General features: G+C 40.5%; 13 protein-coding genes. 7 read left to right on the plus strand and 6 right to left on the minus strand.

Annotation, left to right across the window (positions count from 1 at the left end):
* The first annotated feature begins 35 nt into the window (after positions 1–35).
* From GQO80_RS03995 to tsaB, 3 genes are all read left to right on the plus strand, one after another.
* The gene (locus GQO80_RS03995; protein ID WP_157207042.1) at positions 36–1,154 is read left to right on the plus strand and encodes an efflux RND transporter periplasmic adaptor subunit; all 1,119 of its coding nucleotides are present in this window, start codon (positions 36–38) and stop codon (positions 1,152–1,154) included.
* Positions 1,138–2,532: a TolC family protein gene (locus GQO80_RS04000; RefSeq protein ID WP_157207043.1), complete on the plus strand. Its 1,395-nt coding sequence runs from the start codon at positions 1,138–1,140 to the stop codon at positions 2,530–2,532. The genes GQO80_RS03995 and GQO80_RS04000 overlap by 17 nt, the downstream gene beginning before the upstream one ends.
* Before the next feature lie 65 nt (positions 2,533–2,597).
* Positions 2,598–3,275: a tRNA (adenosine(37)-N6)-threonylcarbamoyltransferase complex dimerization subunit type 1 TsaB gene (gene tsaB, locus GQO80_RS04005; protein WP_157207044.1), complete on the plus strand. Its 678-nt coding sequence runs from the start codon at positions 2,598–2,600 to the stop codon at positions 3,273–3,275.
* A 26-nt stretch (positions 3,276–3,301) separates the two neighbouring features.
* Here tsaB and pbpC read toward each other — a convergent pair whose 3' ends face one another.
* From pbpC to GQO80_RS04025, 4 genes are read right to left on the minus strand one after another with little or no spacing between them, the layout of a single operon-like run.
* Positions 3,302–5,653, minus strand: coding sequence for a penicillin-binding protein 1C (gene pbpC / locus GQO80_RS04010; protein WP_157207045.1), 2,352 nt, complete (start codon positions 5,651–5,653; stop codon positions 3,302–3,304).
* The gene (locus GQO80_RS04015) at positions 5,650–5,961 is read right to left on the minus strand and encodes an antibiotic biosynthesis monooxygenase family protein (RefSeq protein ID WP_157207046.1); all 312 of its coding nucleotides are present in this window, start codon (positions 5,959–5,961) and stop codon (positions 5,650–5,652) included. Before GQO80_RS04015 ends, pbpC begins: the two co-directional genes overlap by 4 nt.
* 11 nt (positions 5,962–5,972) lie before the next feature.
* Complete coding sequence (locus GQO80_RS04020; protein WP_157207047.1) at positions 5,973–6,764, minus strand: hypothetical protein; 792 nt, start codon at positions 6,762–6,764, stop codon at positions 5,973–5,975.
* Positions 6,765–6,813: 49 nt separating this feature from the next.
* Positions 6,814–12,378, minus strand: a complete 5,565-nt coding sequence (locus GQO80_RS04025) for an alpha-2-macroglobulin family protein (RefSeq protein ID WP_157207290.1) — start codon at positions 12,376–12,378, stop codon at positions 6,814–6,816.
* Between the two features lie 310 nt (positions 12,379–12,688).
* Between GQO80_RS04025 and GQO80_RS04030 the strand changes: the two genes are divergently transcribed.
* Both GQO80_RS04030 and GQO80_RS04035 read left to right on the plus strand, forming a co-directional pair.
* A complete protein-coding gene (locus GQO80_RS04030) occupies positions 12,689–14,071 on the plus strand; it encodes a DUF1800 domain-containing protein (RefSeq protein WP_232333110.1) in 1,383 nt (460 codons plus the stop codon).
* 2 nt (positions 14,072–14,073) lie between these two features.
* Positions 14,074–15,264 (plus strand): DUF1501 domain-containing protein, encoded by a 1,191-nt coding sequence (locus GQO80_RS04035; RefSeq protein ID WP_157207048.1) that lies wholly within the window; start codon positions 14,074–14,076, stop codon positions 15,262–15,264.
* A 145-nt stretch (positions 15,265–15,409) separates the two neighbouring features.
* On the opposite strand, the gene GQO80_RS04040 is transcribed toward GQO80_RS04035, so the two are convergent.
* Both GQO80_RS04040 and GQO80_RS04045 read right to left on the minus strand, forming a co-directional pair.
* Entirely contained in the window at positions 15,410–16,543 is a 1,134-nt protein-coding gene (locus tag GQO80_RS04040; protein WP_157207049.1) for an ATP-binding protein, read from the minus strand.
* A 145-nt stretch (positions 16,544–16,688) separates the two neighbouring features.
* On the minus strand, positions 16,689–17,447 hold the full coding sequence (locus GQO80_RS04045; RefSeq protein WP_157207050.1) for an SDR family NAD(P)-dependent oxidoreductase: 759 nt from the start codon (positions 17,445–17,447) through the stop codon (positions 16,689–16,691).
* A gap of 295 nt (positions 17,448–17,742) precedes the next feature.
* On the opposite strand from GQO80_RS04045, the gene GQO80_RS04050 reads away from it, so the two are divergent.
* Both GQO80_RS04050 and GQO80_RS04055 read left to right on the plus strand, forming a co-directional pair.
* Positions 17,743–18,741 carry an AAA family ATPase gene (locus tag GQO80_RS04050; RefSeq protein ID WP_394350991.1) on the plus strand — a complete coding sequence of 333 codons (999 nt, stop codon included), beginning with the start codon at positions 17,743–17,745 and terminating at the stop codon, positions 18,739–18,741.
* Between the two features lie 137 nt (positions 18,742–18,878).
* A complete protein-coding gene (locus GQO80_RS04055; RefSeq protein ID WP_157207051.1) occupies positions 18,879–19,745 on the plus strand; it encodes a DUF58 domain-containing protein in 867 nt (288 codons plus the stop codon).
* Positions 19,746–19,748 lie beyond the last annotated feature (3 nt).

Below are 19,748 nucleotides of genomic sequence, written 5' to 3' on the forward strand. Positions count from 1 at the left end.
AGTATTTGACAAATAATAACAATAAGAATAACCAAATGAACAAAACAGTCAAAATCAGTTTAGTAATAGTAGTCATTATACTATTGGCATTCGTGCTCAAGTATTTTAAGGATGCCAACTCAAAAGCAATTGAGGATTTTAAAGTAGAAGAACCATTTTACACCAACATCAATACCAAGGCAGTGGCTACGGGCAAATTAAACCCAGAGGAAGAGGTAGAACTAAAACCACAAATTTCGGGTATTGTTGATAAAATTTTGGTTGAAGAAGGCGACATCGTAAAAAAAGGCGATCTAATTGCTAAAATCCGGGTGGTGCCAAATGAACAAAGTTTAGTTGGTGCTGGTAGTAGAATTGCTTCAACTAAGTTGTCTTTTGAAAATGCAAAAGTATTGTATGAAAGAAATAAAATACTCTTTGAAAAAGGGGTGATTTCTAAACAGGATTTTGAAAATAGCGAGTTGGCATACCGTCAAGCAAAAGAAAATTTATCGCAAGCCCAAAATGATTATCAAATTATCAAACAAGGTTCCGTCTCTGGCGGTACTTCAGCAAATACCAACATTATTGCGCAAATTGCTGGTACTATTCTTGAAATTCCGGTACGCGAGGGCGACCAAGTAATTGAAAGCAACAACTTTAATGCTGGTACAACCATTGCTACCATTGCCGACATGAGCCACATGATTTTTGAAGGAAAAGTAGATGAAGCCGAAGTTGGAAAAATTAAAGAAGGCAAAGAAATAAAAATAATTCTTGGCGCAATTGCCGATAAAACCTTTCCCGCAACGTTAACCTTCGTAGCTCCAAAAGGCATCGAGGAGAATGGCGCGGTGCAGTTCACCATTAAAGCCAATGTAACGTTGGATGCTACAACCAATATTCGCGCAGGTTACAGTGCCAATGCAGAAATCGATTTAGAAAGTAAAAATAAGGTATTGGCAATTAAAGAAGCCCTTTTACAGTACAACCGTATTACCGAAAAACCCTTTGTTGAAATACTTGAAGGTGAAAATAAGTACAAAAAACAAGATGTTACCTTGGGCTTATCCGATGGTATCAATGTTGAAATTACCGAAGGCGTAAAAAAAGGCGATAAAATAAAAGTTTGGAACAAAGCTTCAAAAGATAACGAGGATGAAGACAAGAAATAATACATTAAAAATAAAGCATGGTCTTGTTGTTTTGGCCTTGGCATTAGGGATTTCATCCTTTTCCCAGGAAAAAAAATGGACGCTCCGCGAGTGTGTGGACTATGCTTTGGAACACAACATTTCAATTAAACAAACCGAAATGGATGCCTTAATTGCAGAAGAAAATATAACTTCGGCAAAATCCAATTTTATACCAACGGTTAGTGGTTCTGCATCTCAAGGGTTCAATTTTGGCTCGTTCATTGGTCAGGATGGAAGTAGAATTTCGCGCGATTCCAGAGGCAATAGTTTTGGGCTTAACACCGGGATAACCATTTTTAATGGGTTTGAAAACACCAATTTGTACAAACAGGCAAAATTAGGTTTAAAAAGCAGTCAATTGCAGTTGGATATATTAAAAGATAACATCTCACTTAATGTTGTGAACGCTTATTTGAATATTTTATTCAACAAGGAAAGCCTCAAATTGGCGGAAGAACAAATTGATATCAGCACAAAAAGTTTAGAACAAGTGCAAAGTTTGGTAGATGCAGGGGTACGCGCCAGGGCCGATTTGTTCGAATCGCAATCGCAATTGGCGGCCGACAAAGAGCGTTTGGTAAATGCACAAAACAGTGTCGATTTGTCTTTGCTTAATTTGTCACAATTACTTCAGGTACCTAAAGAAAATTTTGATGTTCAAACCATAGATATCGATTTAACCGATGCCGTATTACAGTATAACAGCACAAATACAATTCTGTCATACGCTTTGGAAAACAGGGCCGAAATAAAAAACGCCGAGTTAAACCTTGAGAACGCACAATTAAACATCAACATTGCCAAAAGTGCGTATTATCCAACCTTAACGTTTGGAGCTGGTTTGGCAACGTCTTTTCAACATATCCAAGGGCAAGACGATGTGATTCCTATTTATGATCTGTCAACAGGCACCATCATAGAGTTAAGGCCGAATGGTTTTGGCACACAATTAGAAAATAATTTAGGTTATAACTTTGGGTTTAGTTTAAGTGTGCCTATTTTTTCTGGCTTTAGGAATGATGCCAATGTGAATAGGGCAAAAATAAATAAGGAAAAATCGAGTTTGGCCTTAGAACAAGAAAAGCAAACCTTAACCACCAATATCGAGCAGGCATTTGCCGATGCCAAAGCGTCCTTAAAGCAATATGAAGCGTCGCAAACATCGGTTGATGCACAACAAGAGGCTTTCAAAAACGCCCAAGAGAAATACAATTTGGGTGTAAACACTTCTTTTGAGTTGGAACAGGTGAGAAATAGATTGATCAATGCGCAATCCTCTTATTTGAATGCCAAATACAATTTTGTTTTTAGAACCAAGGTTTTAGACTTTTACATGGGCAAATCTTTATTAAATTAAGCCTATTGAATGGACCCTTTTTTAAGGAGCTACCTTTAAGCTAGGGCGCGTTACATATTAAAAAAATGGACACACTCATACTAAACATCGAAACAGCAACCACCAATTGTTCGGTTGCGCTTTCGCGGAATGGAAAAACCATAATATTAAAGGAAGATTTCGATAAAAATTACTCCCATGCCGAACGCTTGCATGTGTATATTGATGCCGTTTTAAAGGAAGCGGGCGTTTCAAAAAAGGAGCTGCATGCTATTGCCATAAGCAAAGGGCCGGGGTCGTACACCGGTTTGCGTATTGGTGTCTCTGCAGCAAAAGGGCTTTGTTTCGCTTTGGATATTCCTTTAATTTCGGTGGCAACCCTTAAATCCTTGGCGCATCAAGTTACCGGTGCAAATGGCGTTATTGTGCCCATGCTCGATGCACGACGGTTAGAGGTTTATGCGGCTATTTTTGATGCTAAGCATGAACAAATCCATAAAACCGAAGCACAAATTTTAAATGAAAACGCTTTCGCCCATTATTTAAACCAAGGCAACGTCTATTTTATTGGCAATGGGGTTGAAAAAACAAAAACGCTCATCCAGCATCCCAACGCAATTTTTATAGAAGACAAATTGCCCTCGGCCAACAATATGGGAATGTTGGCTTTTCAAAAATATATTGAAAAAGATTTTGAGGATGTGGCGTATTTTGAGCCTTATTATTTAAAGGATTTTGTGGCTTTTAATAAAGTAGAAGTGTAGTCGATTGGTTTCCGAAAGGCAATAAACTATTTTGAAATAGTCATTTTTCTTTTTACCTCATTCCCAAATTCATCAACTACGGTAATGATGTGCGCGCCCTCTCTGGGCATCAGGGCCAGTTCATGGATGTCCTTGGTGCTACCCATAAAAGTTTCATCCAAATACCAAAATAGGGTGGCCTCGGGTTTGGAATGGGCTATTTTCAGTATCAAACCATTGGGCTTGCCGTCAAAATCCTTGGCCAAAAAAATGTGGTTGTCTTCCTCAGGATAAATAAATTCCATGGTAATGGCACTGTTTCCCAGGCAATCGCTCCTAAACTTGGGCAAGGGCTTGTAAAACGGATTTTTGGTTTTGTAGTAATAGGCCATTAAGGGCGGTAACACGAACCACGATTGGTTTCGGATTTGGCCCAAATCTTCGCAAGAGGCATTTACTTGATAGGTTTCGGTAGCATCTACATGCGCCATGATGTGAAATGGGCACGCTTTGGTTTTTAAGCCACTTAATTGTATGTATGTCATTTCTACGTCATCGCAGTTTTGGGAGGCGCGGTAGCCGCTTTTTTTGCAAATTTCTACTTCCTGCATTTCATCAAAAGGTTTTGAAAACCAATTGCTACGGGGCAATACCTCAAATACATCGAAAAGCAGGGGCGCTGCGGCTTGCACACCAACCAACCCTGGCCGGCCTTCGCCATCGGCATTGCCTACCCAAACGCCCACTACATAATCTTTGGTGGTGCCAATGGCCCAGGCATCGCGAAACCCAAAGCTGGTGCCCGTTTTCCAGGCAATTTGTTTGGAACCATCAAAAAACTCCCAGTTTTCATCGCCTTCGGGTCGGTTTACTTCTTTCATGCTTTCATAGGTTAAGTAAATGGAAGCGGCATCAAAAAGTGTTTTTTCATTCATTTTCTTGCCAAAATCAATTGTTTCGGAAGCAAAAAAAGTGGGTTCACAAAATTCATTTGAAAAATATTCGCTGGAACTTTCAGAAAAATGGTTTAAGGTTGAAGAGAGGGCTGCATAGTTTTTGCACAAATCCCACAAATTACTTTCGGCGCCCCCCAAAATAAGCGACAGGCCATAGTGGTTGGCATCGTATTTTAAATCCTTGAGGTGAAGCGCCTTTAGGTAATGGTGAAACCGATCCAGACCAAATTCCTGGAGCATCCTTACCGAAGGTACATTTAACGAACGCGACAAGGCCCTGCTTGCCGGCACCGCACCATCGTAGGTTTTGCTGTAATTTTCGGGGTTGTAGCTGCCAAATTGCGTGGGCACATCGGCTACCAAGGTGTTTGGTAAAATATCGCCTGCATCCAACATGGCGGTATAAAGAAATGGTTTTAAAATACTGCCCGTGCTTCGGGGCTTATCCATAATATCCACATCTTTTTCGTGGGCCTTGTCGGTTGGCGTGTTGCCCACATAAGCCAAAACTTTTCTGGTTTTTACATCCAAAACCAAAACGGCAGCGTTGTAAATGCCATTCTGACTGAGTTGGTTGTAATGGCTTTCCACGAGGGCATTGATGCTTTTTTGCAAATGAACATCAACAGAGGTGCGAACCCGTTTCCCGTTGTACAGTTTTGAAACTTTTTGAAGCAAATGGGGCGCGATTTGCGGCAGCGGATAGGGTTTTTCGGGTATGGGTTCGGCTATGGATAATTGATAGGTAAGTTTATCAATTGCTTTGTTTTGAAAGAGTTTCTTAAGAAGCAGGTTGCGCTTTTTAAGCAACTGTTCATGGTTTTTTCCGGGGTAAATAAGGCTTGGGGCATTGGGCAAAACCGCAAGTAAGGCACTTTCGGCCCAAGAAAGCTCGTGCGGGTTTCTGTTGAAATAACGCCAGGAGGCAGCATCCAAACCCACCACATTTCCCCCGAAAGGGGCATTGCTGCTGTAATAAGCTAGAATTTTGTTTTTTGAAGCACGGAATTCCAATCGGGTGGCCAATATTATTTCGATGGCTTTTTCAAAATAGCTGCGTTTTTGGTTTTTTCGTGATAAGCGAATCACTTGCTGTGTCAACGTGCTTCCGCCGCGTTTTACATTGCCGGATTTGAGATTGTCGCGCAATGCCTTAAAAATTGAAATGGGGTTGAAACCGGGATGAAATTTAAAATATTCATCTTCAAACTGAAGGATGCAGGTCTTGAATTTCTCTGGCACGGTGTCGTTTTGTGGAAACCGCCATTGGCCATCGCTGGCTATCTGTGCGCCCAAAAGTTCCTTGTTTTTGCTGGTAATTACAGTTGCCGTGGGATCCTTAAATAGTTGTTTTGGTAAACTAAAATAATAGGCCATAAAAATCAGCAAAATGATGACTGATTTAATTTTATGGGTTTTTATGTAGGTTATTATTTTGTTCACGAATAAAACTCATACTCACGTTCAACCTTGCAAATCCTCACGTTGTACCAAATGTACCAATCTTGTCGTCCTTTTTGTTGTGCCACCAAATGATCCGTTTGTTGCTTCCAATTTTTTATAGCTTCTAAACTTTCCCAATAGCTAACGGTAATACCCACTGCATTTCTGGCACTATTCATACCCAAAAAGCCCTTTTGTTGTTTTGCGAGGATTTCCATTTTTTCTGCCATATCGCTGTAACCCTCAATGTTTTCTTTTTGCGTTGAAGTGAAAATGACTGCGTAGTAAGGTATTAAGGTGTTTGTCATATTCTTTTTAACTAATCATTTAAATTGCTATATCCATTAAAATCAGTCAAATTCCAATGATATTTTTCAAAAAGGATGTTTTTTGATACAAACTCACCAAATGGAGATAAACGAATAACTGCTTTATCTTTTTCAACTAAACCACTATTATATAGGAAGTTTATTTCATTCTTGTCATTAAGGTTAAAATATCTTTTTTTATCGTAAGCTTGATTATATCCATTAATTAAGTTGAAAGCTCTATCCTTTGTTTTTTTAGTTAATATTTCATTTTTATATTGTTCTAAGAAATTATTTTTTTGATTTTCATAGTTTTTATTATTTAATATGGAAGTTTCTTCTGCTAAATATTTTGCTAAGAGTTTTAATTCTTCAATTATTGAATCCAATTCTTTTTTATTTTCAGTTATTTCACTAATTTGTTTATTTAAAATTTGAATCTCTTGATCTTTAAAGTTATTAATTTCATCATCGGTATTTTTCTTTTTGAGAGCTTTCTTTTTTCTGAATTTTTCAGAAGCTTTATATGCTTCATGTGTAATATAAGGAAACAACCAAATAAGGATAATTGTTATCAGAATAGGTACGATATAAATATTAAAAAAATCAAAAGGGCAGTCTGCGGATAAATAGTCAGATACAAATTCTAGTCTATTTTCATTTAACCTATTTTCACTAACAAAAAAAGTTACATATGTGATTTTCCAATTCCAAATCATCCAAGCTAAAAACAACTTTCCTAGAAAAGGGTTGCTTATTCTTTCTTTTAAAGCATCTTTAAAAGAGTTTTTAGTTTCCTCCATAAAATTATGTTTTCAATTTATAAGATTCCTGCTTCCGCAGGAATGTTGATTATCTTTCAACCGTAACCCATTGCCCTTTTGTGCGCACTAAAAAGTCGTTGTCGTACATCGCTTCGGCCTGTATTCCGGGCAAATAATAAGTACCTAAGTACGATGCGTTCAACATGACGTTAAAGGTTTTGGTGCTGCGGTTGCCCTTTTCTGCCAGATCAAAATAAAAATTCACACGGTCGTCGCGAATGTCGGTATAACGTGCTTGACTGATAACGCTATCGCCAAAATCGGTAAAACGCGTATTGACGATTTCCCAACCCGAAGGGAACACTTCCGTGAGGGCAAGGTTTTGGATGTAGGCGTTTTTAAGATTGCTCACGCTTACCGAAGCCACAAAATCCTGACCCTGTTGCAACTTGGAAACGTCTATTTTGTTGCCTTTCAAATCTTTATAGACTACCGAAACGCTTAGCCCGCGTTGTTCTGCCAACTCTTGCCCCAAAGGCAATTTGCCAGAGTTTAACACCCTAACATACACAAGATTGTCTTTATTGTTGGTGAAGGAAAGTGTGTTGTTGCCTTCCAGAATTTTCAAATGTCGTTGTGCAATGGCGCTTTTGGTGGCTATGGTTTCGGTTTTGCCGTTAAGGGTGTATGAAACGTTTAGCGCTTTGCCACCATTGGCCTTAACCATTTTTGCCATGGCCAACAAACTGTAGGCGGTGGTTTGCGTACTCATCCAATTATTGCCTGACAAATCCTTGGCGATGGTTTCGGCAAGCTCGCGCATTTTAGGGTTTTTGGTAAGCACCATGGTTTCCAGGGCCATGGCACGGTTTCTATCAACAGATCCATAAGTATAATAATTGTATTTTAATGGCTGAAAATTAATATTGGCAGTTCTTGAAATTTGGTTGCTCGCTTCTTTTTGGCCCGCCAAGGCATAGGCCGCTGCCAATCGCCATTTGGCTTCGTTGGAAAGTTCGGTAAACTCGCGCAGGCGGTTCATGGCTGCCAAGTCGGCATTTTCGGCAAGTGCCAAGGTATATAATCGGTAGGCTTGCGCCAAATCGGAATTATAGCTTCTATAACTGGGTTGCCAATCGCGCGCGGCCTGTTTTTGGTAGCGCAACCAATTGGTTTTAAAGGTTAGCGGCAACACAAAGCCTTTCTTTTCCGCTTCCAGCATAAAATGGCCTATGTAGCTGGTGGACCAATCATCGGCCGTGGTTTCGCCCATCCAATAGCTCATGCCGCCGTTAGGTTGCTGAAAATGTCCCAATCGGGAAATGCCATTTTTGATGTTGGATGTTATGTCCTGTTTTTTATCATACGTTAAATCAAAAATATCGTTGAGGTACAACTGCGGAAAAACGGCAGAGGTTGTTTGTTCGGCGCACCCATGCGGATATTGTATTAAATACTGCAAACGCCGTGAAAAATCCATAGGTGGCAATGTTGAAAATTCCAGTGTTGCTGCATTGGTGCCCGTTTCACCAAAGGTTGAAAAATTGAGTGTTTCGTTGGCATTGGCCGGAAGTGTTTTGTCCAACGACCTGGATGAAATCGGGTTGGGGTTCATAACGTCCAGTGCCACTTTGTACGTGGATCTTTCGCCGTTGCCCGTTGCCACCACTTCCACCGTACCGATGCCTTTTGCCTTGCTAACGTCCAGTTCAAAGTACGTCATTTGTTCATCGGGTCTTGCAAACGACAGGTTTTTTGTTTGTTCACGAACCACTGAAATACCTTTACTTAATTTTAAGCTGATGTTTACGTTTTTCACTTTGTTTTCCATGGCAAAAACGGTTACCGGAAGGGTTACTTTTTCACCGGGACTTAATTTCCGCGGCAGCGATGCCAATACCATGAGCGGTTTTTTAACTTCTACCGATTTGTCGGTACTTCCATACGCCTTGGTTGTATGGTTTCCAGCAACCACCATAGTGCGCACCGCACCAATATAATTGGGCAGCTTGATGTTGTGTTTTTTGGTTTCGCCCGCTTTTAAGTAAAATGGCCCCAAAAAGGTAACCACGGGTTTAAAACGATTGGCTTTTTTGTTTTTTCCAGCGGCGGCATTGCCATCGCCACCAATGGCAAACACTTGGTCGATGCTACCGGAATAGGCGCCAATAACATCATCAAAAACATCCCAGGTTTTTACGCCCAAGGCTTCCCGCGCATAAAAGGCATCCCAGGCATTGGGGGTTTTAAAACGCGTTAAATCCAGCAAACCTTCTTCCACGACGGCAATGGTGTAGGTCATGGCTTTTTTGTTTTTTTCTGAAACATACACCTCAAAGGCTTGTTCTGGCCGCAGGACATTGGGCATTTTAAGTTGTGGTTGCAGGATGGTGCTTGGGTCTTTTACCATCAACGGAATAACGCCGTACAAACGTATGGGCAAATCGTTGGCTGTGATGGCATGTGGCTGTAACAGGGAAATGTTGATGAATACATTGGGCGCCATTTCAGAAGTGATGGGAATTTCAACCGTGGTTTCGCCTTGTTTGGTTTTTACCCATTTGTAGCTCAATACTTCGGTACCGTTTTCAACACTTACCAAGGCCCTGCCTTCGCTGCCTGACTTGAACTTAATTTTGGCCGTTTCGCCAACATTATAGTTGTCTTTATCGGCTGAAAACACCAGCATTTTGGCGGCTTCCTTGTCGCCTGCAGGAGCGAACCAATTTTTATAAAAGTAAGCGGTTTGTCCCGTGGCATGGCCACTCACAGCGTCGGACACACGAATAAGGTAACGCCCGCGCTCGTTGTCGGGAATGTTCAATTTGAAGGATGCCTTGCCATTGGCGTCGGTATTGATTTTGGTATCGTAAAACGGTTTGTGGTAACTGCTCGATACATAACTCGATAGGTTGTCGTAGGATGCGTTCCACCACCAGCGCCATTCAATTTTATAGACTTTTACTTCTAAATTGTTGCGTTTTATGGGGTTTCCGTTGGCATCAACCACGGCCACATCAAAGGTTTGGTTTTCATCGGTAAAAAATGAGCCGTACTCATTGCCCTTGGGGGCACGCAACCCAACAAACGATTCGTAGGGCGCATATGGTTTGGTAAAGGCATCCATGGAGAAATCGCCGCCATTTTCAAAGGCGCGGACCAAAAACTGTACGTTCAGCATGCCCGGGGCATTTTTGCCAATTTCCAGTTTGTTGGTAATGCTTGCCTTACCATCCCCATCAACGGTACCTTCAAATACATTGATTTCTTCGGTATCGAATTGCTTGGTAGGATCGTCAAAAACATAGCCTTTAAAATTCTTAAAAGCGGTTGATGCACTACTGAATTTCGCCTTCACTTCCGCTTTTAGGTTTTTTCCGGGGGCACCATGTAGCCATTTCACCTCTAAGTTGCCTTTTAACGGCACTTTGCTGGTAAGTATTTCATTTTCAAAATCTACTTTTATTTTTAAACGATTGGGTTTTACGGTTTCAATTTTTAAATCTTTGTAAAAGGAAGCCCCACCAAGCGATACCTTGGCAACATAATTTCCTGTTTTGTCTTCGGCGGCCGTTGGCACCGTAAATTTGTAGAAGTTGTTTAAATGCTCGTTGGTTACGTTTTTATAGACCAATTTTCCGTTAGGGTCCTTTATTTCCATTTTTACCGGATGCCCTTTGGGTAACGGATTTGCAAAGTCGTTCAGCATGAAAGTAAGGTGCAAGGTATCACCTGGTCGCCATACCCCACGTTCACCATAAATGTAACCTTTGAGACCACGCTCCAACTTGTTTCCGGACACATCGAATTTACTTAACGATAAGGAGTTGCCGTCGCCAAATTTTATGTAGGTGCTATTTTTTCCTTTGGAAACAATGGCAAAAGCGGCGTTTTTGTTTAAATCCACCAGTACCAACCCTTCGTTATCGGTTACGGCACTTGCCAATTCCTGTTGCTGGAAATTGTAAAGCTTTACCGTAGCGCCCGCCTCCGGATTGGTGGTCAAGATATTGGTAACCGCAAAATAATAGGTGTTGTTGGCGCCCTGTTTGGCAATAACGCCCAAGTTGGATGCCAATAAATTTTGGCTCACTATTTTAGACTCGTTGTAATAGGCCTCGTGGCAAGGGTTGTTTTCCTCGCGCCAGTTGTAGCGGTAATTTTTGTAGCGATAGGTTAGGTTGTCCCAATAGGCTTCTTCGCGCAGTTCCTCATCTTCGGGGGTTGTGCTTTCGTTAAAATCGTCTTCATAATAGTCTTCATCATAATAGTCTTCTTCGTCATTTTCTGGGTTTGAAAGCACTGCGTTGTCATCACAGTTATATAAGGAATGGCTTTTATCAAAACTTACTTCCACACGGTAAATAGCACCGGCATCGGCCTTGAAAAATTTAGAAAGATCGATGCTGTACGCTTTCCATTTGCCGGTATTTTCTGCGGCCGACTGTAATGGGATGGTCTGTTTGGCAATGCGGCGGCCTACTTGCCGGATATTGTATGAATTGGTAGTGTTCAAATCGTTGTCCTGCAAAAATTGCAAGACGTTATTTTGGAAGATCTTGATGATGCGCACCTCAACAGCGCTCAAGTTCACCGCTTCAAAATTGAACTTGAGTTCCTGCGAATTGGGCAAAATGGTGCCGTTGGTAAGCAAGCGCACTTCGGGCTTTAAATCCTCAAACGCAATAAGTTCTGAAAACGGTTTTTTAAGTTTGATGCCATCGGTAGTGGTAATGCCCTGGAACACATCTACCTGAATGTTGCCCACCAATTTGGTATCGGGATATACTTTTAAAACATTGCCATCAACCACATATTTCGGGTTTTTCACACCTTGAAGCGTTACCAAGCCATCAAAATTTTGTTGCTTTTTTAGCGGGTCGGAAAAGTTAATCGACAAACATTGTTCTGGCGATTGGATGACTGTAACCTTCACGATGCTAAAGTTGTTAACCCCCGGAATCTTCACCTTATTTTCACCTTTGTTATCGGCCTTTATCGCATCGCCCTGCCATTTTACCAGCACTTCGCTATCTTCCATTTTACGCTGGATGCTATCAATTTTAAACTCGAAAACGCGGGCATGTGCACTCGCTTCATTAAATACAACAGAAAGTTTTTTGTTTGATTGGTAGGCTTCCACCAACTTTTTAGCGTCTGTAAGCGAAATCACATCTGCCGAACGCATCACCGCTTCTAAATACTGCCAATTTTTGCTGTACGATTGCAAATCGTTGGTAACGATACTGAAATTTGGCGTAATGGTTTTAAATTGAAACGTGTAAGTTTTAAAGGATTTTGGTACGTTTTTGTAAAGGTCGTTTAGTTTTACGCTTACCGTATATTCCGTAGAAGGTTCCAAGTGTTCGTCGGGCGTAAAAAGCAGCGCATGGCTGTTGGCAACAGTTAATTTTCCTTGCACATGCGGCGTGATGGTTAGAAGGTTTTCGGTAAGTTCCTTGCCCATTTCCCAACCGGCGACTTCTTTAGCTAAGCTAATTTCAATCGGGTCTGCAACCGAAACCAACCCACTCGTGGTATAGCTTATGTAGTCGCGAAACTTGAACAGATTATCGGTTTCAACTGCTTTCTTTTTACAGGAAACTACTAAAATAATGATGGTTAAAACCGTGAAAATTTTTTTGAACAGCATAGGCTTGAAGGTATAAGAAGGATGAATTAAAATAAAAGAAGCGTATGCTTTGTTCTTGTTAATAAAGTACATCCCTGTTTTTGGTTTTATGTGCTCATTTTCATAAAACTGTTATTTATGTAGCGTTTTTTGAAATGTAGCACTAAAACAAATTTAAACAAATATTAGTAACTTTAATCGATACTTAATGCTTGTGTTTGAAGTAATTTCACAACCGCGATGAGACCAAAAGCGTTTTAAACCTTTTTGCTAAGTTAAAGTCTAAAAGGACATGAGAGGTTAAAGAATGGAAATTTCAAAACAGTAAAAAATGATGGACCGGAAACATATTCAACATTTATATTGGCGCATTGGTTTTGGCATTGCGCCATCGCCATTAGCATTGCTTGCCAAAAAGAATAAAAAGCAAGTGGTTGATGCTCTTTTTAAGGCTTCGGAAACCGTAGAACCTTTAAAAATTGATACAACCGAATTGGAAACCCTGATGGCCGCCCCTTACGAAGATATGAAGGACAATATGAGGGATTTCCTAAAACTCAGCAAAGAAAAAACCAAAGAGCTCAATGCCGCGTGGATTGACAGGCTTGCCACCACCAACGCCCTGTTAAGGGAAAAAATGACCCTGTTTTGGGCCAACCATTTTGTTTGCGAAGACAATAATTTTATATACACGCAAAAATTCCATAATACCTTACGGGCGCACGCTTTGGGCAATTTTAAGGATTTTGTGATGGCCATTTCAAAAGAGGCGGCCATGACAAAATATTTGAACACCAAACAAAACAAAAAACAAAAACCCAACGAAAATTTTGCCCGCGAGCTTATGGAATTGTTCACCTTGGGCGTTGGCCATTATACTGAAACAGACATCAAGGAAAGTGCCCGAGCCTTTACCGGTTATGGCCATGATTTAAAAGGCGATTTTGTATTTAGGGAACGCCAACACGATGAAGGCAACAAGACCTTTTTTGGAAAAACAGGAAATTTTGATGGCGATGCCATTATTGGAATCATTTTGGAAAACCCACAATGTGCGCACTTTATTTGCGAAAAAATATACCGTTATTTTGTAAACGATACCCTTGATGAAGTCCGCGTAAACGAGATGGCCCAAGTGTTTTATGCCGATTATGATATCGAAAAACTGATGCGTTTTGTATTGCTTTCCGATTGGTTTTATGAGGAACAGAACCGGGGCAGCAAAATTAAGTCGCCCATAGAATTTTTGGTGGGCATAAAAACCATGGTTCCCGTTAGCTTCAACAATGCCAAACAGGAACTTTATCTCCAAAAATTATTGGGTCAAACCTTGCTCGACCCGCCAAACGTGGCCGGTTGGAAGGGTGGCAGGAGCTGGATAGATAGCAATACCATCGTACTGCGCCTAAAATTGCCATCGTTGTTGCTCAATAAGGGTTATATTTCAAAAGTTAAACAAGGCGATATTGATGCTGTTGCCGAGGCTTCCAAGGCAATCTTTCAAAAGCAATACGGAAAAAAATTCGCTACCACAGCGCATTGGGAAACTTTTAACGAGCACTATAAAAACGTGCCCATCCAGGACCTGAAAAGTTATGTGTTGGCTTGCGATATGCACAAACCTGCTAATGCCTATTTGGATGGATTGGAAAAAACATCCAAACAAGATTATTGTATTCAACTTATGTCGTTACCCGAATATCAAATGTGTTAATCATGGACAGAAGAGATTTTATAAAACATTCAGCCTTGGCGAGCAGCCTGTTTTTTGTTCCCAGTTTTGTAAAGGCGTTTGAACAGGTGGCCAGCGGTACTTTAGGGTACAAGCGTTTGGTAATCATACAGCTTTCCGGCGGCAACGATGGCCTTAACACCGTTATTCCTTTTCAGAACGATTTATACTACAAAGCACGCCCCGTTTTAGGAATCCAGAAAAACGAAAGCATTCCCCTAAACAACGAGGTAGGTTTGCACCCAAGTTTAGCGCCCTTAAAGCGCCTGTACGATGCGGGCCATTTGGCCATCATAAACAACGTGGGCTATCCAAACCCCAACAGGTCGCATTTTAGGTCGATGGATATTTGGCAAACGGCCACCGACGCCAATACCTATTCCCAAACCGGCTGGATTGGCAGGTATTTGGACCACTTTGGCAAACAGCCCTACAACGCTATTGAGATTGACGATAGTTTATCGTTGGCCATGAAAGGAGAAACCCTAAACGCCATTGCCACGCAAGATGCCAAGGCATTTTACAATTTGGCAAGAGAGCCTTTTTTTAAAAATATTACCAATCGTATGGGCGATGCCCATTTAAGCGACCATAATTTGGGCTACCTGTACAAAACCATGATTGAGGCCCAATCTTCAGCCAAATATATTTTTGAAACTACCAAAACCGTTTCCAGCACCAAAATCTATCCCAACGATGCATTTGCCAACCAATTAAAAACCATGGCGCAGTTTATCAATGCTGGATTGGAAACCAAGGTGTTTTATGGGTCGTTGGGCGGGTTCGATACGCACGTCAATCAGTTAGCTACTCAAAAACGTTTGTTGAAAACCTATGCCGAAGGAATTGAAGCCTTTGTTCAGGATTTGAAGGCTAACAACACGTTTAAGGATACGTTGATTTTGACTTTTTCAGAATTTGGGCGACGCGTTAACCAAAATGCCAGTATTGGTACCGACCATGGTACGGCAAACAATGTGTTTATTATTGGCAATCAACTAAAAAAACAAGGCCTGTACAATAATTTAAGCAATTTAACCGATTTAGATGAGAGCGGTGATATAAAATTTGAAATTGATTTTAGAACCATTTACGCCACGGTTTTAAACAAATGGTTGGAGGTAAATGATGCCAAAGTACTGGACAAAACCTTTAATCAATTGGATTTTATATAAAAAAAACCTTGCTCCAATGCCTAAACTATATAGGGAGAAGCAAGGTTGTATTAGAAAAGATTAATAGCATTGCAAATCTATGTCTTTTTTGGCACGAAATGAAGCAGTTATATTAATTTAAGATTAATTCTTTTCAACAAGGTTATCAACTGTATTTAACTTTTCTTAAAATGCGCATGGCTTCCTTATAGAGACGGTACAATTCTTCATTGTATTCCCTTAAGTAAGGCTTAGCTTCTTCCAGTTTATCAATGGCCTCATGGAATAGGTTAAGGTAGCAAATAAGGTAGGTAACCGGTAAATTTTTTAAATCCAATTCTTCGTTTTTGGTAAAAGTCTGTCCTTTTTTCAATTTTTCCAAAATGGCATTGGTGGTATTGTAAATGTGGTAAAGCGTTTTTTTGTCGAATTGTGGAGCCTCGAATAATAATTTTGTGTCGATGGAATAATTGGCATTATTTTCAAAACGAATGATGGTTTCTTCTAGTTGATAATATTTATTGGAGTTTTGGAAGCCTAAATTCACATATTCAATAATTTTAAAAGTGTCTTCATCAATAAAAATGGCAACTTCATCCAAAGCCGAAAAAAACAAACGCACCTGTTCGTTTATCAACTCAATATCGACCCGCGAATAAAAGGTTTCTTCCTTTACAACCTTTTTTTGTCCTGCCCAACACACTACAAAATACTCTTTAAAAACCTTGTATTTGGGGTTATAGTCTTTTCGGGTTTTCATAAAATCGAAAACGCCGTTTAAGGTGTGCTCAATATTGTTTTGCGAATTGTTTTCAATGGCCTCGACTATTTTGGAGTTAATATCCTTAATTTCAATATCGAACACTTTGGGCATGCTCATGCTGCCATCCCTAAAAAACACCGAGCCGCCATAATATTTCCAAATATTTTTACGCAAGGAGGTGATTTTTCCGGTAGGCCGAATGGTTACCAGCCCCACCACTTTATGGTCGGGCAAATGCGGAAACGGTATGTTTTCGTACTGAACAATGGGCGGGTTGGTTAAATAGGCATTGATGAGGTTCTGGATTTTGCTATCATCGAAAAAATCGACGCCCACAATGGCGTTGTCCACATCTTCAACGCCAATCACGATATAAGAATTGTTTTTGGGGTTGCTGTTTGAAAGCGCGCAGATATGCTTTAAAAACTTCGCCTTGCCTTCTTTAAAGGAAATATCAATTTTACGCTTTTTATCGTAAAAGCTATTCTCATCGTTATGCGATAAGAGGTTTTTTATGAGTAGGCGTTTGTTGATCATCTTTTTTATTCCCGCGAAGGCGGGAATCTCATGTTTTTAGTTTAAAATTCTATTGTGATTAAAAAATTGGTCAGATAATAAATACAGGGTTCTACTAACTAAAGCCAAAGCTTTACAGTTAGCACCCCCAATACATGGGTAATACTTATGCCCATAGTTCTTTCTTAACAATCGTTGAACTGGCCTGTGCCGTGGGAAACACCAGCAAATCGGCAATGTTCACATGGCTGGGGCGTGAAACCATAAAATAGATGATTTCGGCAATATCATCCGCCTGTAATGCCTTAAAGCCCTTGTAAACCGTGTTGGCTATGGCATCGCCCTTAAAGCGCACTTTTGAAAATTCGGTTTCAACCAACCCCGGGTTTACGGCACTTACTTTTATGCCATACGGATTCAAATCCATGCGCATCCCTTCGGTAATTGCCAAAACCGCGTGTTTGCTGGCGCAATATACATTGCCTTTTGGGTACACCTCTTTTCCTGCCGACGAGCCAATATTGATGATGTGCCCCGATTGGCGCTCGGTCATTTGTGGGATAATGGCTTTGCTTACATACAACAAGCCTTTTACATTTATATCCATCATCGCGTCCCAGTCGTCCAAACTGCCCGCGTTTATGGGGTCCAGTCCATGGGCGTTTCCGGCATTGTTAATTAAAATATCGATGGTTTTAAAGGCTTCCGGTAACGACGCAATGGCTTTAAAGGTTTCTTCTTTATCGCGCACATCAAAGTTCAGGATGTGTACATCGGTTAAATTTTCTAAAGCTTTTTGTATGGTGGTTAAACGCTCTAAACGTCTTCCACATAAAATTAAACGGATGCCGTGTTTTGCAAATTCGTAAGCTGTGGCATAGCCAATACCGCTAGTGGCACCAGTTATGAGGGCAGTTTTTGTCATTTTTTGTTTCGTTTTAAGGTTATTGGGTTAATGATTAATAAGTTTTGAAGGGGTTTCGGCTAAAAAACGTAAAAATCAATAACCAGCTATAAGTTACCGGTTTCAATTCAACCCTAAAAATACTCAAAACTTCGATTATTATCGAATAGCTTATGGTTTACTTACGGTTTTAACCTAACATTAACTGGAAGGCCCATTTTTTTTAACCAAACATTAACAAGGGTAAACGAAAAATTTTAACAATTTGCAGTGCTCAAATAACCTCACTATATTCGGGCTTTAAAATAAAATATTTATGATGGAAGATACAATTGATATTAAGACCATTAACGAGAAAATTGAAAGAGAAAGTGCTTTTGTTGATTTGCTGATGCTTGAAATGAACAAGGTCATTGTGGGTCAAAAACACATGGTTGAGCGTTTGCTTATTGGTTTGTTGGGTCAGGGGCATATTTTGCTTGAAGGGGTTCCCGGGCTCGCAAAAACATTGGCCATCAATACCTTGGCGCAAGCAGTTCACGGCAGTTTTAGCAGAATCCAGTTTACCCCCGATTTATTACCGGCCGATGTAACGGGTACCTTAATATATAACATGAAGGCCAACGATTTTTCCATAAAGAAAGGCCCTATTTTCGCCAATTTCGTTTTGGCCGACGAGATTAACCGAGCACCTGCAAAAGTGCAATCGGCATTACTTGAGGCGATGCAGGAAAAACAGGTAACCATAGGCGATGAAACCTTTGTTTTAGATAAGCCATTTTTGGTAATGGCCACCCAAAACCCTGTAGAGCAGGAGGGCACTTACCCATTGCCAGAAGCCCAGGTGGATCGTTTTATGCTGAAAACCGTTATCGATTATCCAAAAATAGCCGAAGAGCAACTTATTATGCGTGCCAACATGAAAGGTGCTTGGGATAAAGTAAACCCCGTGGTTTCGGTTGAGCAAATACTAAAAGCACAACAGGTGGTGCGCGAAGTGTATATGGACGAAAAAATTGAAAAATACATTCTCGATATTGTTTTCGCTACCCGCTACCCCGAAAAATACAAATTGGCAGATCTAAAACCTTTAATCTCTTTTGGGGCATCACCTCGTGGCAGTATCAATTTAGCTACGGCTGCCAAATGTTACGCCTTTATCAAGCGCCGTGGTTACGTGATACCGGAAGATGTACGCGCCATTGTTTACGACGTTTTAAGGCACAGAATTGGTATTACCTACGAAGCGGAAGCCGAAAATGTAACTTCAGTGGACATCATCAACAAAATCATCAATGAGATTGAAGTGCCTTAAAAAAGCCCATAACCCTGAAGAGGGAATTCGCACGCAATAAGTAGTGCCAAAAAGGGCTGAAAACAATATCATGTTTAACACTGTTTCAAATTAATATTTAACCGCAATCAATTCCCCCCTTTGGGGGTCAGGGGGTTATGGATACTAAAGAATTACTAAAAAAAGTACGGAAAATAGAGATCAAGACACGCCGTTTGTCCGATCACATATTTGGTGGCGAATACCATTCTACCTTTAAAGGGCGTGGAATGACCTTTAGCGAAGTGCGCCAGTACCAATTTGGTGATGATGTTAGAAATATCGATTGGAACGTTACCGCACGTTACAGCGAGCCCTATATAAAAGTGTTTGAAGAAGAACGCGAACTTACCATGATGCTTATGGTTGATGTTTCGGGGTCTGAACTTTTTGGTACCGAGCAACAATTCAAAAACGAAGTGGTTACCGAAATTGCTGCAACCTTGGCCTTTTCGGCAACCCAAAATAACGATAAAATAGGCTTGATTTTGTTTTCAGATAAAGTTGAATTGTACATTCCGCCAAAAAAAGGACGCTCTCACGTATTGCGCATCATCCGGGAATTGATAGAATTCAAACCAGAAAGCAAACAAACCAATTTATCGGAAGCTTTAAAATTCATGCAAAACGTTATGAAGAAAAAAGCCATCGTGTTTGTGCTATCCGATTTTATTTCAGACGATTACCAGCAAACCATGAAAATCGTTTCGGGTAAACACGATGTAACGGGCATTCGGGTGTATGATAAACGAGAGGAAGACATTCCCAATTTGGGGCTTGTTCAAATGGAAGATGAAGAAACCGGCGAACTCCAGTTGGTCAATACAGCCTCAAAAAAAGTACGGCTTAACTATGGTAAATTTTACCAAGAAAAGGTTAACTATTTTAAGGAGAGCTTCAATAAATCGGGTGCAGGCACCATTGATTGTAGGGTTGATGAAAGCTACGTTAAAAAAATGTTGGGCTATTTTAAAAGAAGAGGATAAAGG

The sequence above is a fragment of the Mariniflexile maritimum genome (genome assembly GCF_009746565.1).
GTDB classification, from domain to species: Bacteria; Bacteroidota; Bacteroidia; order Flavobacteriales; family Flavobacteriaceae; genus Mariniflexile; species Mariniflexile maritimum.